The following is a 17,883-nucleotide window of genomic DNA, read 5'->3' as shown; positions in this document are numbered from 1 at the left end:
TCCGCCCACGGCCCGCGCCATGATCCGCAAGCTCGATCTTCCCGATGGGGGCGGTGAGGGGCTTGGCGATGCGCGGCTTTCGGCCCCGTCCGCCCTGCGCAACCGCGACCTGATCGCCGCCGAACTGGTGCGGCTTGCACCCGCGCGGGGGCGCGCGCTCGAAATCGCCTCGGGCACGGGGGAACATGTGGTGGTCTTTGCCGAGGCCTGTCCCGGCCTGACATGGCAGCCGACCGAACCGGATGCTCTGCGCCGCGCCTCCATCGCGGCCTGGACGGCGGCGGCGGGTCTGTCCAACATCCTGCCCCCCCTTCCGCTCGATGCGGCACGGCCCGGCTGGGCGGCCGCGCATGGCCCCGCCGACCTGGTGGTTCTCGTGAACCTGTTGCACCTGATCTCCGGGCCCGAGGCGGAAACGCTGCTGACGGAGGTTGCGGCAAGCCTTGCGCCATCGGGGATCTTCGCGCTTTACGGCCCTTTCCTGCGCGACGGGGAGGCGACGAGCGACGGCGACGCCGCCTTTCACGCAAGCCTCAGGGCGCAGGATTCTACCATCGGCTACAAGGATGTGATCGACACCTGCGCGACGCTGGTCCGCGCAGGTCTGCGCCATGTCGAGACGGTGGCGATGCCCGCCAACAACCTGCTTCTGGTCTTCGAACGGGCGGCCTGAGCCGTCTCACCCATCTTGCCGGATGCGGGCATTGGTCGGGTCATGGGGGCTGTCCTCCACCACCACGGCATCCCACAGCTCGCGGAACATGCGCACCTTGAGCCTGGTGCCCACGGCGGTCAGATCGGGGCGCACATAGCCCATGCCGATCTGCTTGCCGAAGGCGACGGAATAGCCGCCCGAGGTGAGCCGCCCGATCTTTTCCCCGTCCAGCACAAGCGCCTCGCGGCCCCAGGGGTCGGCATCGGCGGGCCCGTCGATCAGAAGCGTGACGCAAGCCGCCCGCAGCCCCGTGGCCTGCATCCGGTCCTTGCCGGTGAAGTCCTTGTCCAGATCGACGAACCGGTCGAGCCCGGCTTCGAGCGGGGTCGCGTCGCGCCCCAATTCGGTGCCGAAGGCGCGATAGCTCTTCTCCTGCCGGAGCCAGTTCTGCGCCCGCGCGCCCACGGGTTTCAACCCGTGCTGTTCGCCCGCACGCATCAGCTGGTCCCAGAGATAGGTCTGCATCTCGATCGGATGGTGCAATTCCCAGCCCAATTCGCCGGTATAGGCCACCCGGATCGCGCGCACAGGGCACATGCCCAGCTCGATGTTGCGCATCGACAGCCAGGGGAAGCGCTTGTTGCCCAGAACCGTGTCGGGATCGGCATCCTTGACGAGCTCTTTGAGCACGTCGCGCGATTTCGGCCCCGCGATGGCAAAGACGCCCCATTGCGTGGTCACGTCGTGGATGTCGATGTAGCCGCCGCCCGCGGCCATGAAATCCTCGGCCGATTTGAGCAGGTGATCGCCGTCATAGGCGGCCCAGGCGCCCGCCGAGACAAGGTAATATTCATTCTCGGCCAGCCGCACGATCGTGTATTCCGTTCGCACCGTGCCCGCGCCCGTCAGCGCATAGGTCAGGTTGATCCGCCCGACCTTGGGCAGCTTGTTGGTGGTGAAGCGGTCAAGGAATTCGGTCGCACCCGGCCCCCGCACAAGGTGCTTGGCAAAGGCCGTCGCGTCGATCAGGCCCGCGGCATTGCGGATCGCCTCGGCCTCGGCGCGGGCATGCTCCCACCAGCCGCCCCGGCGGAAGGACCGCGTGTCATGGTCGAAGCCTGCGGGCGCGTCCTTGGGCCCGTAGTAATTGGGCCGTTCCCAGCCGTTCACGCAGCCGAACTGCGCCCCGATCGCGCGCTGGCGGTCATAGGCGGGGGCGGTGCGCAGGGGGCGGCAGGCTTCGCGCTCTTCATCGGGGTGATGCAGGATGAAGACATGCTCGTAGCATTCCTCGTTCTTGCGCGCGGCATATTCGGTGGTGACCCAGGGCCCGTAGCGCTTGGGATCGAGAGAGGCCATGTCGATCTCGGCCTCGCCCTCGACCATCATCTGGGCAAGGTAGTAGCCGGTGCCGCCCGCCGCCGTGATGCCGAAGCTGAAACCTTCGGCCAGCCACATGTTGCGCAGGCCCGGCGCGGGGCCCACCAGCGGGTTGCCATCGGGCGTGTAGCAGATCGGGCCGTTGTAATCGTCCTTCAGCCCCACCGTTTCCGAGGTCGGAATGCGGTGGATCATGCTCATGTATTCCTCCTCGATCCGTTCCAGATCGAGCGGAAACAGATCGGCGCGGAAGCTTTCGGGCACGTCATAGAGGAAGCGGGCGGGGGCATTCCTCTCATAGGGGCCGAGAATCCAGCCGCCGCGCTCCTCGCGCACATACCATTTGGCGTCCGCATCGCGCAGCACGGGATGCTCGGGGTTGCCGGCCTTGCGCCAGTCGACCAGCGCCGGGTCGGGTTCGGTCACGATATACTGGTGCTCGACCGGGATGGCGGGGATCTTGATCCCCAGAAGCCGCGCGGTGCGCTGGGCATGGTTGCCGGTCGCGGTCACCACATGTTCGGCGGTGATCACGGCTGTCTCGTCGGAGGGAACAAGATTGCCGCCCTGTTCCACCATCTTGGTCACGGAAACCTGCCATGCCGAGCCCGTCCAGTGATAGCCGTCGACCTGCCATTTCCGCTCGATCGCGACACCGCGCTGGCGCGCGCCCTTGGCCATGGCCATGGTCACATCGGCGGGGTTTATGTAGCCGTCGGTGGGGTGATAGATCGCGCCCTTCAGATCCTCGGTCCGCACGAGCGGCCAGCGCGCCTTGATCTCGGCGGGCGTCATCCACTCGACCGGGATGCCCACGCTTTCGGCGGTCGCCGCGTAGAGCATGTATTCGTCCATCCGGTCCTGCGTCTGCGCCATGCGCAGGTTGCCCACGACCGAAAAGCCCGCGTTGAGCCCGGTTTCCTCCTCGAGCGTCTTGTAGAACTTCACGCTGTAATCGTGGATGTGGCTTGTCGCATAGCCCATGTTGAACAGCGGAAGCAGGCCCGCCGCATGCCAGGTCGAGCCCGATGTCAGCTCGTCGCGTTCCAGAAGCATCACATCCTGCCACCCCGCGCGGGCCAGGTGATAGGCGATCGAGGTGCCGACGGCGCCGCCGCCGACGACAAGAGCTTTGACATGGGTCTTCATGGCCGGTCCTTCGGGCGAAACGCGCAAGAATGCTGACCCTACCTGCCCGAGGTGGCTCGGCCGCGCCACGCCCACCCGACGCAAATTCGCGCGAAAGCGACAAGGGCGCGTGGCCCCCCTTCATCTTGGCAAAAAAACTCGATGCGATGCGCCCTCAACGGGCCGGCCATCGGCATGAAGCGCGCCGGGTCGGGTGCCCACGAATTTTCGTACGAAAATTCGTGGGCCGCCCCGCCACGAAAAGGCCCGCCACGGGGGCGGGCCTTTCGCGGGCATCTCTGCCCGGATCAGTTCGGGATCTCGCCCGTGATGCCCTCGACGTAGAAGTCGAGACCGGCCAGCGTGCCGTCATCGGCAACCTCGCCGTCAGCAAGCCAGACCGAGCCGTCCTGGCGGTTGATCGGGCCGGTGAACGGGTGGTATTCGCCCGCCGCCATCGCGTCGATCATGGCCTGCGCGCTGGCACGCACGTCTTCGGGGATCGCGTCGGTCATCTCGCCGATCACGACCATGCCGGTGTCGATGCCTTCCCAGACGGCGCTCTGTTCCCAGGTCCCTTCCATCGCCTCGCCGACGCGGCGGATGTAATAGGGGGCCCAGTTGTCGATGATCGAGGCGACGCGCGGACGCGGTGCGAACTGGATCATGTCGGAGGCCTGGCCGAAGCTGATGATGCCCGCTTCCTGCGCCACGGTCTGGGGGGCGGTCGAATCGGTGTGCTGCATCAGCACGTCGACGCCCGCATCGATCAGCGCCTGTGCGGCATCGGCCTCAACCGCCGGGTCGAACCAGGTGTAGGTCCAGACCACGCGGATCTCGACATCGGGATTGACCTCACGCGCATGCAGGAAGGCCGAGTTGATGCCCTGGATCACCTCGGGGATCGGGTAGGACCCGATATAGCCGATGATGTTGCTCTCGGTCATGTGGCCCGCGATATGGCCCAGAACGGCGCGGCCTTCGTAGAAGCGGGCGTTGTAGGTCGAGACATTGGGATGCTCGCGCAGATAGCCCGTGGCATGCTCGAAATAGACATCGGGGAATTGCGCCGCGACCGCGTTGGTCGCTTCGCCGAAGCCGAAGGAGGTGGTGAAGATCATGTCGGCCCCGCCGAGGATCATCTGGGTGATCGCGCGCTCGGCATCCGCACCTTCGGGCACGTTCTCGAGATAGACGGTTTCGACGGCGTCACCGAAATGCTCTTCGACGGCAAGACGGCCCTGGTCGTGTTCATAGGTCCAGCCGTAATCGCCCGGCGAGCCGACGTAGATGAAGCCGACCTGGAACGGGTCGTCCTGTGCCGCGGCCGGCAGGGCGAGCCCTGCGACGAGCGCCGCCGAGGCGAGCAATCTGGGAAGCAGTGTCATGTGATGTCCTCCGTGTTGGATGGGTTTGCGTGTTCGTGTGTGTCTTGATGTCCGGGCCTGCGCCGCGTCGCCCTCAGCTTGCCGCATGAAAGGCCCGACCAAGGGCTGCGGGGGCATTGAGCGCCGCGCGCCTGCGGTCGGACGAGATGATGACCAGAACGATGATCGTTACCAGATAGGGGGAAGCATCCAGAAGCGCCACCGGCACCCCCACTTCGGCCGCCTGAAGCCGCAGTTGCAGCGCCGCGATCCCCCCGAAAAGCCATGCGCCCAAAAGAACCCGCCCCGCTTTCCACGAGGCAAAGACCACGAGCGCCAGCGCGATCCAGCCTGCGCCCGCCGTCATCCCGTCGAACCAGTTCTGCACCCGGACGACCGACAGGAAGGCCCCGCCCAGACCCGCGCAGGCTCCGCCGAACAGGATCGTGGCAAAGCGGATGCGCACCACCTTGTAGCCCAGCGCATGGGCCGCGTCATGGTTCTCGCCCACGGCCCGGATGACAAGGCCCGTCCGCGTGCGCGCCAGCACGAACCAGACCGCACCGACAAGGGCGATGGCCACGTAGACCAGCACGGAATGCGAGAAAAGGATCGGACCCAGCACCGGGATCGCCTGCATCGCTTCGGGGAAGGGGCGGGTGACGGCAGGCACGGGCAGGCCGGAATAGCCCTCCCCCAGAAGGGCGGCCAGACCCAGGCCGAACAGCGTCAGCGCCAGCCCAGATGCGACCTGGTTGGCCATCAACACCTGCGTCAGGACGGCAAAGACCAGCGACAGGGCCATCGCGCCCGCCATCCCCGCCGCAAAGGCCAGCGCGACCGATCCGGTCTGATGCGCCGTGATGAAACCGCAGACCGCGCCCATGATCATCATCCCCTCGACCCCGAGGTTCAGGACGCCCGATTTCTCGACCACCAATTCGCCGATGGCGGCCAAAAGCACGGGCGTGGCCACCGTGATCAGCGCGACGATGAGCGTGACGGGATCGATGATCATGCCGAAACCTCCCGTTTCCAGCGGAAGCGGTAATTGGCCAACACGTCGAGAGCCAGAAGGAAGAACAACAACATCCCCTGGAAGGCCTGGATCGCCGCAGCCGGGATGCCCAGCATCAGCTGCGCCAGTTCACCCCCGATGAAGGTCAGCGCCATCAACAGCCCCGCAAGCAGGATGCCGATGGGATTGAGCCGCCCGAGAAAGGCCACGATGATCGCCGTGAACCCGTAGCCCACGTTGAAATCGATCGAGATGCGCGCAGCAGGCCCCGCGACCTCGAACAGCCCCGCAGCCCCCGCCAGCGCCCCCGACACGCCAAGGCATAAGATGACAAGCCGCCCCGCATTCACGCCCGCAAAGCGCGCGGCGCGCGGCGCCTCGCCCGCCAGCCGGATCTGGTAGCCAAGGATATGGCGCGAAAAGATCACGTAAGCTCCGATCACCGCGATGAAGGCGGCGAGCACCCCCCAATGCATGCCCGTGCCCGCGATCAGCTCGGGATTGTCGGTGCCGGGATTGCGCGCAAGGTTGCGTGAACCGGGAAACCCCGATCCTTCGGGGTTGCGCAGCCAGCCGGTCGCAGCCGAGGCCAGCATCGCCTCCGCGACATAGACCAACAGGAGGGAGACGAGGATTTCATTGGTCCGCGCATAGACCCTGAGCAGCGCGGGGATCATCGCCCAGAGAAAGCCCCCCAAAAGCCCCGCCGCGATCATGCCCGGAAAGATCAGCGGATGTTCCGACGGCCAGAAGGCGAGGCCAAAGGCCGCCCCGAACAGCGCCCCCACGATATATTGCCCCTCGGCCCCGATGTTCCAGATGCCCGCCCGGAACCCCAGCGACAGGCCGATGGCGATCAGGATCAGCGGCCCCGCCTTGACCAGCAGTTGCGGGCGCGAAAAGCCCGCGAAGCGTTCGGAAAAAAGCGGATCCCAGAAAATGATCCGGATCGCCTCGACCGGGTTCTTGCCCAGCGCCGCGAACATGATGCCGCCTGCGATCATGGTCAGGACAACGGCCAGAACCGGCGCGCCCACCACCCAGAACCGCGAGGGCTGGGGCCGTTTTTCCAGCACGATCACAGCGCCACCTCGTGCATGTCATGCGCCCCGCCGAGCATCAGGCCGATGTCCTCCATGCTCAGGCCGCGCGCAGGCCGGGGTGCCGAAAGCCGCCCCTCGTTGAGCGCGCAAAAGAGATCCGAGATTTCCAGAAGCTCGTCGAGATCCTGGCTGATGACGATGACCGCAGCCCCCCCTTGCGCGAGATCCAGCAGCGCCTGCCGGATCGCGGCCGCCGCACTGGCATCCACGCCCCATGTCGGCTGGTTGACCACCAGAACCACCGGATCTTGCAGGATTTCCCGCCCGATGACGAATTTCTGCAGATTGCCGCCCGACAGCGCGCGGGCGGCCACCCCCGGCCCCGGCGTGCGCACGTCGAAGCGCGCGATGATGTCTTCGGCAAAGCCGCGCGTGCGCGCCCAATCGACAAGACCCCGCGCCTCCAGCGCCCTGCGCCCGCGCCCCGTGAGCAGCGCGTTTTCCGTCAGGCTCATGTCGGGGGCCGCCGCATGGCCCAGCCGTTCTTCGGGCGCGCACAGCAGCCCCCTGTCGCGCCGCGCATTGGGCCCCAGCGCGCCGATATCCGCGCCCTTGAGCTGCACGGCCCCCGCGGCGACCGGCACCTCGCCCGACAGGACCGACAGCAATTCATCCTGCCCGTTGCCTGCAACCCCGCCGATGCCCAGAACCTCGCCCGCCCGGACCTCGAGCCGCAGATCGCGCAGGCTGGTCCCGAAGGGGGAGGATGCGGCAAGGCTCAATCCCTCGACCTTGAGCAGCACCTCGCCCGGCTCATGGGCGTCGCGCGCGGGTTGGCTCAGCGATTTGCCCACCATCAATTCGGCCATATGCGCCGCCGTCACCTCGCGCGGGGTGCAGGTCGCGACCTTCTTGCCCAGGCGCAGGATCGTGGCCGTATCGCAAAGCGTGCGGATTTCCTCGAGCTTGTGCGAGATATAAAGGATCGCGGTGCCCTCTGCGGCGAGCTTGCGCAGAGTGTGGAACAGGATCTCCACCTCCTGCGGGGTCAGGACGCTGGTGGGCTCGTCCATGATCAAGAGCCCCGGGTCCTGCAACAGGCAGCGGATGATCTCGACCCTTTGCCTCTCGCCCGCTGACAGATCGCCCACCAGTCGGAACGGGTCGAGCGGCAGGCCATAGGTCTCGCTCACGTGCCGGATGCGTTCGGCCAGATCGCGGGGTTTGGGCGGGTTTTCCATGCCGAGCGCGATGTTCTCGGCCACGCTCAGGGCCTCGAACAGGCTGAAATGCTGGAACACCATGGCCACACCCGCCGCCCGCGCGGCGCGTGGCTCGGACGGCGCATAGGCCGCATCCTTCAGCCGCATCGCACCCCGGTCGGGTTTGACCAGCCCGTAGATCATCTTGACGAGGGTCGATTTGCCCGCGCCGTTTTCCCCCAGCAGGGCATGCACCTCGCCCGGCTGGATGACAAAGGACACGTCGTCATTGGCCACGACGCCCGGATAAGCCTTGGTCAGCCCCTCGATGGCGAGCAGCGCAGTCACGAGCGTATCACTTTCCCCCGGTGGATCGGCTTGGATGCCGATTCCTTGTGCAGATGCTCTTTCACTAGCCGTCCGGCGACGCCAAGGGCAATGGCTTGCGGGTGCTTGCCTAGGGCAGGGTCCCCGATCGGACACAGGATGCGCGAAATTTCGGCATCCCCGTGCCCCAATGCCGCAAGCCGCGACCGGAACCGCGCCCATTTCGTCGCCGATCCGATCAGCCCGCAGGATGCGAAGCCGCGCGTCAGCGCCGCATGGCAGAGCGCAAGGTCGATCTCGTGGCTGTAGGTCAGGATCAGGTGATGGGCATGGACGGGCGCATGCGCCATCAGGCGCGGCAGATCGGCTGCGGCGATGATCTCCACCCCCTCGGGCGGTGGGTCGGGAAAGCGCGCAGGTCCGGTATCGGCCCAGGTGATCGTGACATGGGGCAGGGGGGCCATGACCCCCACGATGGCCCGGCCCACATGGCCCGCCCCCCAGATCCAGAGATCCGCACCCCGCGCCCGTTCCAGCCCCGCGACTGCCTCGAAGCTGAGCGTGACCGCCCCGCCGCAGCATTGCCCGAGCGCGGGGCCCAGCGGGAAGCGGTGCTCGGCCCGCGCGCGCCCATCGGCCAGCATCTGGCGCGCGATCCGCATCGCCTCCCATTCCAGCGCGCCGCCGCCGATCGTCCCCTCGATCCCGTCGCCGCGGACCAGCATCGCCGCCCCTTCCTCGCGCGGGGCCGATCCCTGCACGGCGGCAATCGTGACGCGGATGCCGCTCATGGCAGAGCCCCCCGCGCCCGGTCGACGGCGGCCAGAACCGCCTCTGCCGTCGCCGGGGCCTGAAGGTCGGGATAGTGCGGGCCACAGGCGGCACAGGCGTCCGACAAGGCCATCAGGACCGAGATGCCCAGCATGAAGGGCGGCTCGCCCACCGCCTTGGAGCGATAGATCGTCTCGGCCCGGTTCGGCTGGTCCCAGAGCGCCACGTTGAACACCGGTGGCCGGTCCGAACAGGCCGGGACCTTGTAGGTCGATGGCGCATGCGTCCTGAGCCGCCCCTGGCCGTCCCAGACCAGCTCCTCGGTGGTGAGCCAGCCCGCGCCCTGGACAAAGCCCCCCTCCACCTGCCCGATGTCGAGCGCGGGGTTCAGGCTGGCGCCCGCATCATGCACGATATCGGTGCGCAGGATGCGGTTCTCGCCCGTCAGGGTGTCGATCACCACCTCCGAACAGGCCGCGCCATAGGCGAAATAGAAAAACGGCCGCCCCTGTCCCGCGATCCGGTCCCATTGCAGGTCGGGCGTGCGGTAGAACCCCGTCGCCGACAGGCTGACGCGCGCCATGTAGGCTCGTTTCACCGCCTCCTCGAAGGACATCTCGGCGCCCCCGGCCCGGACCATGCCCTCCTCGAAGAGGATCTCGGTCGGCGCGGCCTGCAAGTCGGGCGCGACCACGGCGGCGATGCGCGCGCGGATCTCGTCACAGGCGGCCCGGACGGCCATCCCGTTCAGATCGCTGCCGGAACTGGCCGCCGTGGCGGAGGTGTTGGGCACCTTGCCCGTATCGGTCGCGGTGATCTTCACCCGGTCCATGCCGAGGCCGAAGCGCTGTGCTGCCACCTGCGCCACTTTCTGGAACAGACCCTGTCCCATCTCGGTCCCGCCATGGTTCATCTGGATCGACCCGTCCTGGTAGACATGCACCAGCGCACCGGCCTGGTTCAGATGCGTAAGGGTGAAGGAGATGCCGAATTTCACCGGCGTCAGCGCGATGCCGCGCTTGAGCACGCGATTGGCGGCATTCCACTGTGCGATGGCCGCCCGCCGCCCGGCATAATCGCAGCTCTCCGCCAGCCTTTCGGTCAGCCCGTGCAAGATGAAATCCTCGACCTTCATCCCGTAGGGTGTCAGCCCGTCCCGGCCCGGCACCGGCACCGGCGAATGCGCACCACCGTAGCGCTGGCTGCCCCCCGCGCTCTGCGGCACGGCCACGGCCCCCCGCCCCGCCAGATCGGCAGTCTCGAGGCGCACGCCTTGCTTCATCTTTGCAGGAAAACTCCCGCCGGAGGCTCCCGCAGGCTCCGCCTGCGCCTCGGCATAATAATTCACCCGCCGCACCTCCAGCGGGTCGCGGCCGAGCGCATGGGCGACATGGTCCATCACCCGCTCGATCCCCACCATGCCCTGCGGCCCGCCAAACCCGCGAAAGGCGGTGGCGCTCTGGTGGTTGGTCTTCAGCCGGTGCGAGGTGATGCGGCAGGCGGGCAGGTCATAGGCATTGTCGGCATGCAGCATGGCCCGGTCGGCCACCGGCAGCGACAGGTCCATCGACCAGCCGCAGCGCAGCGCATGGGTGAAATCCACCCCCAGAACCCGCCCCGTCTCGTCGAAGCCCACCCGGTAATCGACGCGGATGTCATGGCGTTTGCCGGTGATGGTGAAATCGTCGTCGCGGTCATAGCGCATTGCGGCGGGCCGCCCGGTGCGCGCTGCGATGAGCGCGCAGGCGATGGCCAGCGCATTGCCCTGGCTTTCCTTGCCGCCGAACCCGCCGCCCATGCGCCGCACCTCGACGCGGACGGCATGCATGGGCAGGCCCAGCGCATCGGCGACCTTGTGCTGGATCTCGGTCGGGTGCTGGGTCGAGGCATGGACGATCATGTCGCCCCCTTCTTGCGGCAGGGCGAGGGCGGCTTGCCCTTCGAGGTAGAAATGTTCCTGCCCGCCGACCTCGATCCGGCCCTCGAGAATACGGGGGGCGCGGGCCAGCGTGGCCTCCACATCGCCCTTGGCATAGATGCGCGGCCCATCCTCGAAGCGGGAATTGGCCGCGAGCGCCTCGTCGACGCCGAGGATCGGCGTCTCCTCGGCCAGATCGAGGCTTGCGAGGCGCACGGCGCGGCGCGCGGCCAGATGGCTTGTCGCGGCCACGAGAAACAGGGGCTGGCCCGCGTAATGGATCGTCCCGTCCGACAGGAGCGGCTCGTCATGGGCCGAGGGCGAACAATCGGGGATCGGATCGAGATCGGCACCCGCGATCACCTCGACAACGCCCGGTGCCGACCGGGCGGCGGAGAGGTCGAGGTCCCTAATCCGCCCCCTGGCGATGGGCGACAGCCCGAAGGCCAGGTGCAGACAGCCCGCAGGCACGGGGATGTCGTCGATATAGCGCGCCTGTCCCGTGACATGGAGCGGGGCCGCATCGTGCGGCAGCGGTTTGGCGACACTCATGCCCGCACCTCCAGCACATCCACCGCGTCCCCTCGCGTCTCGAGGAAATAGCGCATCAGCATCCCCTGTGTCGCCCGGAGCCTGTAGCCGGCCGAGGCGCGCATGTCGGAGAGCGGTGTGAAATCCTGCGCGAAAGCTTCCTGTGCTTCGCGGATCGTCGCCTCCTCCCAAGGCTGGCCCAGAAGGGCCGCCTCCACATGGGCGGCGCGCTTGGGCACGCCCGCCATGCCGCCGAAGGCGATGCGCGCGGCGGCGACCCTTCCCTCCGTCACCGTGATGGTGAAGGCCCCGCAGACGGCGGAAATGTCCTGGTCGAACCGTTTGGAGAGCTTGTAGCAGGCCAGCCGGTCGGGTTGGACCGGGATCGACACGGCCTCGACGAATTCGCCGGGCGCGCGGTCCTGCTTGCCGTAGTCGAGAAAGAAATCCTCCAGCGCGATCACCCGGCGCCCCGCGCCCTTGCGCAGATGCAGGCGCGCCCCCAATGCGATCAGCGCGGGCGGGCTGTCGCCGATGGGCGAGCCATTGGCGATATTGCCCCCGATCGTCGCGGCATTGCGGACCTGCACCGAGCCATAGCGCCGGATCAGTTCGGCGAAGGACGGGTGCCGGTCGGCCATGAAGGCGCCCAGTTCGGCGATGCTGGTCATGGCCCCGATGCGGATCGTCTCATCATCCGCAACAATCCCGCGCAGATCGGCGCATTGGTTCAGGAAGGCGACAGGCGCAAGATCGCGCAAGCCCTTGGTCACCCAAAGCCCCACATCGGTCGCCCCCGCGATGAGCGTGGCGTCTGGATTTGCCTCGTACCAATCGGCCAGGTCGTCGGCCGTGGTGGGGCAGGCGGGGGGCAAGCCCCCCGAAGAGCATATTTCTGGAAAGGTGAAGCCGGGATCGCGGAGCGTTTCGGCATCCTTTCGCATCCAGTCGGGGATGGGGGCCGTGCTTGCCGCCTGGGCGGCGCGGATGATGGGCGCATAGCCCGTGCAGCGGCACAGGTTACCCGCCAGCTGGTCGTCGTGATCCTGCCGCCCGGTCAGATGCGCCACCGCCATCGACACGACGAAGCCCGGCGTGCAGAAGCCGCATTGCGAGCCATGGTGGTCGATCATCGCCTGCTGGACGGGGTGCAGCCTGCCGTCCGGCCCCGCGATCCCTTCGATTGTGCGCACTGCGCGCCCCGCGAGCTGCGGCAGGAACAGGATGCAGGCATTGAGCGCGCGCGCCGTGCCGTCGGGGTCGGTCACCATGACCGTGCAGGCCCCGCAGTCGCCCTCGTTGCACCCTTCCTTGGTGCCCGTCAGCCGCTGATGCTCGCGCAGCCAGTCGAGCAGCGTCGTGGTCGCGCCCGTATCCGCGACCTGAGGTTCCCCGTTCAGAAGAAACCTGGTTTCCATGTGATTTGCCCGCCGCGGTACCTGTCCGGGGTGGTCATCCCGCGCTCGATGCGGCGTAGAGCGCGGCCCCGTTTTCCTGTTCGACCGGATGACAGGAAACCCGGCCTTGGCCCATATTGCAAGCCTTGCCGCATGTGCCGCCGGATTGCGGCGACGATCCACAAGATATCGGGGCGGGTGGCTGGATCGCCGCGATCCCTTGCGCTAGCCTCTGCCCATGGCCGCACCGCGATTCATCCATCTTCGTCTTCATACCGAGTATTCGCTGCTCGAGGGCGCGATGCGCGTGAAGAAACTGCCGGGGCTCGTGGCCGAGGCGGGCATGCCGGCCGTCGCCGTGACCGACACGAACAACATGTTCTGCGCGCTCGAGTTTTCGGAAACCGCCGCCAAGGCGGGCGTGCAGCCCATCCTCGGCTGCCAGATCGATGTCGATTATGACCCGGTCCGTCCCGGTGAACGCCCCGTGCCGCCCGCGGCCCTCGTGCTTTTGGTGCAGAACCGGCAAGGCTACGAGAACCTGATGAAGCTCAACTCCGCGCTCTACCTGCGCGGCGATGGCAGCCTGCCCCATGTCACGCTCGATGAATTGGCCGCCCATGGCGCGGGGCTGATCTGTCTGACGGGTGGGCCCGATGGCGCGCTGGGGCGGCTTTTGCAGACCGGCAACACCGCCAAGGCCGAGGCGCTTTTGACCCGGTTGCAGGCGATCTATGGCGACAGGCTCTATCTGGAACTGCAGCGCCATCCGGGCGAGGGCGGCCTGCCGCAGGCCGAGCGTCTGACCGAGCGCCCGACCGTGGAACTGGCCTATGCCCGTGACCTGCCGCTCGTCGCCACCAACGATGTCCATTTCCCCAAGCCCGCGATGTTCGAGGCCCATGACGCGATGATCTGCATCGCGCAGGGCGCCTATGTCGATCAATCCGAGCCGCGCCGCCGCCTGACGCCGCAGCACCATTTCAAATCGCCCGAGGAGATGGCGGCGCTTTTCGCCGATCTGCCCGAGGCGCTGGACAATACCGTCGAGATCGCGCGCCGCTGCGCCTTTCGCGCGCGCACCCATCCCCCGATCCTGCCGCGTTTCGCCGATGACGAGGTCGAGGAATTGCGCCGCCAGGCCCGCGAGGGGCTCGAGGCGCGTCTGGCCGTCATCCCCCATGCCGCCCCGGTCGAGGAGTATCACAAGCGTCTCGATTTCGAGCTGGGCATCATCGAGCGGATGGGCTTTCCGGGCTATTTCCTGATCGTGGCCGATTTCATCAAATGGGCCAAGGATCAGGATATTCCCGTGGGCCCCGGTCGCGGCTCGGGCGCGGGCAGTCTTGTCGCCTATGCGCTGACGATCACCGACCTCGACCCGTTGCGCTACTCGCTCCTGTTCGAGCGGTTCCTCAACCCCGAGCGGGTGTCCATGCCCGACTTCGACATCGACTTCTGCATGGACCGCCGCGAAGAGGTGATCCGCTACGTGCAGGAGAAATATGGCCGCGACCGGGTGGGCCAGATCATCACCTTCGGCGCGCTTTTGTCCAAGGCGGCGGTGCGTGACGTGGGCCGCGTCCTTCAGATGCCTTTCGGCCAGGTCGACCGCCTGTCCAAGATGATCCCGGTCGAGGGCGTCAAACCCGTCTCGATCACCCAGGCCGTAGCCCAGGAGGAACGCATCCGCGACGAGATGCGCGAAAGCGAGCAGGACAAGCGCGAGGGGCGCACCAACCCCGTTCGCCGCCTCTTCGACTATGCCGAAAAGATCGAAGGTTTGCTTAGAAACGCCTCGACCCATGCCGCGGGCGTGGTGATCGGGGACAGGCCGCTCGACGAGCTGGTGCCGATCTACCGCGATCCGCGCTCGGACATGCCCGCGACCCAGTTCAACATGAAATGGGTGGAACCCGCCGGTCTGGTGAAATTCGACTTTCTCGGCCTGAAAACCCTGACGGTGGTGCAAAACGCCATCGACCTCATCCATGCAAGCGGGCGGCAATTGCACGAAGCCCCCGATGGCACGCGGCTTTACGAGCCCGCGCCGGGAGCGGAAAACCAGATCAACGCGATCCCCTTGGACGATGCGAAAACCTACGAGCTTTACGCCTCCGCCAAGACGGTCGCGGTCTTCCAGGTGGAAAGTTCGGGCATGATGGATGCGCTCAGGCGCATGAAACCCACCTGCATCGAGGATATCGTGGCGCTTGTGGCGCTCTACCGTCCGGGCCCGATGGAGAACATCCCGACCTATTGCGAGGTCAAGAACGGGCTGCGCCCGCTCGAATCCATCCACCCCTCGATCGACCATATCCTCAAGGAAACCCAGGGCATCATCGTCTACCAGGAACAGGTGATGGAAATCGCCCAGGTCATGGCCGGCTACTCGCTCGGCGGCGCCGACCTTCTGCGCCGCGCCATGGGCAAGAAGATCGCCGAGGAAATGGCCAAGGAGCGCCCGAAATTCATCGAAGGCGCGACCGCCAATGGCGTGAGCCACGAAAAGGCGGGCGAGGTGTTCGACCTGCTCGAAAAATTCGCCAATTACGGTTTCAATAAATCCCACGCCGCAGCCTATGCGGTCGTCAGCTACCAGACGGCATGGCTGAAAGCGAACCACCCGGTCGAATTCATGGCCGCCGTGATGAATTGCGACATCCACCTCACCGACAAGCTGGGCGTCTACCGCCAGGAGGTCGCGCGGCTGGGGATCGAGATCATCCCCCCTTGCGTCAACCGCTCCGCCCCCACCTTCACCGTCGAGAACGGCAAGATCCTCTATGCGCTGGGCGCGCTCAAGAACGTGGGTGTCGATGCGATGCGGCTGATCCATGAGGCAAGAGGGGAAAAACCCTTCGTCTCGCTCTTCGATTTCGCCCGCCGCGTCGATCTCAAGCGGGTGGGCAAGCGCAGCCTGGAGATGCTGGCGCGCGCGGGCGCTTTCGACACGCTCGACCGCAACCGCGCCCGCGTCTTTGCCGCGCTCGATGCGCTCACGGCCTGGTCGGCCGCCGTCCATGATGCCGCCGCCTCGAACCAGGTCAGCCTCTTCGGTGCAGCGGGCGAAGATCTGCCCGAACCGCGCCTGCCCGATCCTGACGATTGGCTGCCCGCCGAGCGTCTGGCCGGCGAACACCAGGCCATCGGCTTCTACCTCTCGGGCCACCCGCTCGACGATTACCTGCCCGCGCTGAAACGCAAGGGCGTCCAGACGCTCGCCGAGGTCGAACAAAAGGTGCAGGGCGGGGCCTTCGTCGCCAAGATGGCCGGGGCCGTCTCCGCCAAACAGGAACGCAAGAGCCAAAAGGGCAACCGCTTCGCCTTCGTCTCGCTCTCCGATCCCACGGGGCTTTACGAGGTCACGCTCTTTTCCGACGTGCTCGACGTGGCCCGCCCCCATCTCGAGACGGGGATGAACGTGATCTTGCAGGTCGAAGCCACCTTCGAGGCCGACCAGCTGAAACTCCTCTGCCGCCGGGTCGAACCGATCGACCGCGCCGTCGCCTCCGAGGCCACGGGCCTGCGCGTCTTCGTCGAGGGGGAAACCGGCATCGCCTCGGTCCGGTCGCTTCTGACCCGCATGGCCGACGAGGCGGCGAAAAGCGCGCGGGGCCCGATCCACCTGTGCCTCCTGCATCCCGACCTGCCCGGCGAGGTCGAGATGGTGCTGGGCGATGCCTTCCCCGTCTCCCCCCAGATCAAGGGCGCGCTGCGCTCCATGGAAGGCGTGGTGACGGTCGAGGAGGTCTAGGGCGAAAGCCCGGGGTTTTCCGCTTCCCTCGGCACCGCTTCGGCCCTAGCGTCGCGGCCATGTCACCCGTCCTCTCGCCCGCCATGTCACCTTTGGACAGCCGCGCCTCCTGGACGCGCCTCGGCCTCTCGCTGATGGTCTCGCTCGTCGGCAATGTCGGCATGTGGGCGATCATCGTGATCCTGCCCGCGGTCCAGGCCGAATTCGGCACCGAACGGGCGGCGGCCTCCATCCCCTATACGCTCACGATGCTGGGCTTTGCCTTGGGCAATTTCGTGATCGGTCGGGCCGTCGACCGCTACGGCGTCGCCCGCTGCCTTGCCGCCTCCGCGCTCCTGATGGCGGCGGCCTATGCCGCAGCCGCGCTTGCGCCCAACATCGCCACGCTCTCCGCGCTGCAATTCCTGATCGGCTTCGGCACCGCCACCAGCTTCGGCCCGCTCATCGCCGATGTGAGCCAATGGTTCCTGAAACGCCGGGGCATCGCGGTGGCGATCATCGCCTCGGGCAATTACCTCTCGGGGGCGATCTGGCCGCTCATCCTTGCCGATATCCTTGCAGGGCCCGGCTGGCGCACGGCGTACCTGCTGATCGCGGCAGCCACGCTCGCGCTCATGCTGCCCGCCACATGGCTCCTGCGCAAACCCCTGCCCGAAGGCGCGCTGGCCGCTTCCGAGACCGCCGCCGCCGCCCGCGCCCGTGACACGGGCCTCAGCCCCCGCGCGCTGACATGGCTTCTGGCGGCCGCAGGCATCGGCTGCTGTGTCGCCATGTCCATGCCGCAGGTCCATATCGTCGCCTATTGCACGGACCTCGGCTATGGCCCCGCCGTGGGGGCCGAGATGCTGTCCCTCATGCTTCTGGGCGGCGTCGCCTCGCGCCTTGTCTCGGGGGTTCTGGCCGACCGGCTCGGGGGCGTGATGACACTCCTCATCGGCTCGACGCTCCAGATGCTCGCGCTCGTCCTCTACCTGCCCACGACGGGCCTGACACCGCTCTACATCGTCTCGCTCATCTTCGGCCTGAGCCAGGGCGGCATCGTGCCGAGCTATGCGATCATCGTCCGCGAATACCTGCCTGCGCGCGAGGCCGGGGCGCGCGTGGGCTTCGTCATCATGGCGACGATCCTCGGCATGGCGCTGGGCGGCTGGCTTTCGGGGCTGATCTACGACCTCACCGGCTCCTACCGCTGGGCGTTTCTCAACGGCATCGCCTTCAACGCGCTGAACGTGGGCATCATGCTGATGATCCTGATGCGCTCCCGCCCGCGGAGCCCCCGCCTGGCCCAGGCCGCTTAACCGTTCATCAAGGTTAACGGCCCCCCTTCATCTTGACAAAAAAACTCCGGGGAGGCCGCAGGCCGGGGGCAGAGCCCCCAACACCACCGCC

The 17,883-nt window shown here is 67.0% G+C and carries 11 protein-coding genes; 3 read left to right on the top strand and 8 right to left on the bottom strand.

Features of this window, described 5'->3' with window-relative positions:
* The first annotated feature begins 19 nt into the window (after window positions 1-19).
* Complete coding sequence (locus tag AABA51_RS12120) at window positions 20-673, top strand: DUF938 domain-containing protein (RefSeq protein ID WP_338272159.1); 654 nt, start codon at window positions 20-22, stop codon at window positions 671-673.
* Window positions 674-679: 6 nt separating this feature from the next.
* Here the strand turns inward: AABA51_RS12120 and AABA51_RS12115 are convergent, their stop codons facing one another.
* The 8 genes from AABA51_RS12115 to xdhA form a co-directional block, all read right to left on the bottom strand.
* Window positions 680-3,184, bottom strand: coding sequence for a GcvT family protein (locus AABA51_RS12115; RefSeq protein ID WP_338272158.1), 2,505 nt, complete (start codon window positions 3,182-3,184; stop codon window positions 680-682).
* 287 nt (window positions 3,185-3,471) lie between these two features.
* Window positions 3,472-4,551 carry a BMP family ABC transporter substrate-binding protein gene (locus tag AABA51_RS12110; RefSeq protein ID WP_338272157.1) on the bottom strand — a complete coding sequence of 360 codons (1,080 nt, stop codon included), beginning with the start codon at window positions 4,549-4,551 and terminating at the stop codon, window positions 3,472-3,474.
* A 73-nt stretch (window positions 4,552-4,624) separates the two neighbouring features.
* The gene (locus AABA51_RS12105) at window positions 4,625-5,548 is read right to left on the bottom strand and encodes an ABC transporter permease (protein ID WP_338272156.1); all 924 of its coding nucleotides are present in this window, start codon (window positions 5,546-5,548) and stop codon (window positions 4,625-4,627) included.
* On the bottom strand, window positions 5,545-6,630 hold the full coding sequence (locus AABA51_RS12100) for an ABC transporter permease (protein ID WP_338272155.1): 1,086 nt from the start codon (window positions 6,628-6,630) through the stop codon (window positions 5,545-5,547). The genes AABA51_RS12105 and AABA51_RS12100 overlap by 4 nt, the downstream gene beginning before the upstream one ends.
* Window positions 6,627-8,141 carry an ABC transporter ATP-binding protein gene (locus AABA51_RS12095; RefSeq protein WP_338272154.1) on the bottom strand — a complete coding sequence of 505 codons (1,515 nt, stop codon included), beginning with the start codon at window positions 8,139-8,141 and terminating at the stop codon, window positions 6,627-6,629. The genes AABA51_RS12100 and AABA51_RS12095 overlap by 4 nt, the downstream gene beginning before the upstream one ends.
* Window positions 8,138-8,911 carry a xanthine dehydrogenase accessory protein XdhC gene (gene xdhC, locus AABA51_RS12090; RefSeq protein ID WP_338272153.1) on the bottom strand — a complete coding sequence of 258 codons (774 nt, stop codon included), beginning with the start codon at window positions 8,909-8,911 and terminating at the stop codon, window positions 8,138-8,140. The genes AABA51_RS12095 and xdhC overlap by 4 nt, the downstream gene beginning before the upstream one ends.
* Window positions 8,908-11,361, bottom strand: a complete 2,454-nt coding sequence (locus AABA51_RS12085) for a xanthine dehydrogenase molybdopterin binding subunit (protein ID WP_338272151.1) — start codon at window positions 11,359-11,361, stop codon at window positions 8,908-8,910. The genes xdhC and AABA51_RS12085 overlap by 4 nt, the downstream gene beginning before the upstream one ends.
* Window positions 11,358-12,758: a xanthine dehydrogenase small subunit gene (gene xdhA / locus AABA51_RS12080; protein ID WP_338272150.1), complete on the bottom strand. Its 1,401-nt coding sequence runs from the start codon at window positions 12,756-12,758 to the stop codon at window positions 11,358-11,360. Before xdhA ends, AABA51_RS12085 begins: the two co-directional genes overlap by 4 nt.
* Before the next feature lie 217 nt (window positions 12,759-12,975).
* Here xdhA and dnaE point away from each other — a divergent pair, with 217 nt between their 5' ends.
* On the top strand, window positions 12,976-16,494 hold the full coding sequence (gene dnaE / locus AABA51_RS12075) for a DNA polymerase III subunit alpha (RefSeq protein ID WP_338272148.1): 3,519 nt from the start codon (window positions 12,976-12,978) through the stop codon (window positions 16,492-16,494).
* An 83-nt stretch (window positions 16,495-16,577) separates the two neighbouring features.
* Complete coding sequence (locus tag AABA51_RS12070) at window positions 16,578-17,792, top strand: MFS transporter (RefSeq protein ID WP_338272147.1); 1,215 nt, start codon at window positions 16,578-16,580, stop codon at window positions 17,790-17,792.
* Window positions 17,793-17,883: the final 91 nt, after the last annotated feature.

The sequence above is a fragment of the Roseicyclus marinus genome (assembly GCF_036322625.1).
Classification (GTDB): domain Bacteria; phylum Pseudomonadota; class Alphaproteobacteria; order Rhodobacterales; family Rhodobacteraceae; genus Roseicyclus; species Roseicyclus marinus_A.
Note: the sequence above shows the minus strand (reverse complement) of the source record. Positions and strands in the feature narration are given on the sequence as shown.

What these genes read in the sequence shown, in the direction of transcription:
- AABA51_RS12070 (WP_338272147.1), top strand. Translation starts at nt 16,578, where the DNA reads ATGTCACCTTTGGACAGCCGCGCCTCCTGGACGCGCCTCGGCCTCTCG.
- AABA51_RS12085 (WP_338272151.1), bottom strand. Translation starts at nt 11,361, where the DNA reads ATGAGTGTCGCCAAACCGCTGCCGCACGATGCGGCCCCGCTCCATGTC.
- AABA51_RS12105 (WP_338272156.1), bottom strand. Translation starts at nt 5,548, where the DNA reads ATGATCATCGATCCCGTCACGCTCATCGTCGCGCTGATCACGGTGGCC.
- AABA51_RS12115 (WP_338272158.1), bottom strand. Translation starts at nt 3,184, where the DNA reads ATGAAGACCCATGTCAAAGCTCTTGTCGTCGGCGGCGGCGCCGTCGGC.
- dnaE (WP_338272148.1), top strand. Translation starts at nt 12,976, where the DNA reads ATGGCCGCACCGCGATTCATCCATCTTCGTCTTCATACCGAGTATTCG.
- xdhC (WP_338272153.1), bottom strand. Translation starts at nt 8,911, where the DNA reads ATGAGCGGCATCCGCGTCACGATTGCCGCCGTGCAGGGATCGGCCCCG.
- xdhA (WP_338272150.1), bottom strand. Translation starts at nt 12,758, where the DNA reads ATGGAAACCAGGTTTCTTCTGAACGGGGAACCTCAGGTCGCGGATACG.
- AABA51_RS12110 (WP_338272157.1), bottom strand. Translation starts at nt 4,551, where the DNA reads ATGACACTGCTTCCCAGATTGCTCGCCTCGGCGGCGCTCGTCGCAGGG.
- AABA51_RS12120 (WP_338272159.1), top strand. Translation starts at nt 20, where the DNA reads ATGATCCGCAAGCTCGATCTTCCCGATGGGGGCGGTGAGGGGCTTGGC.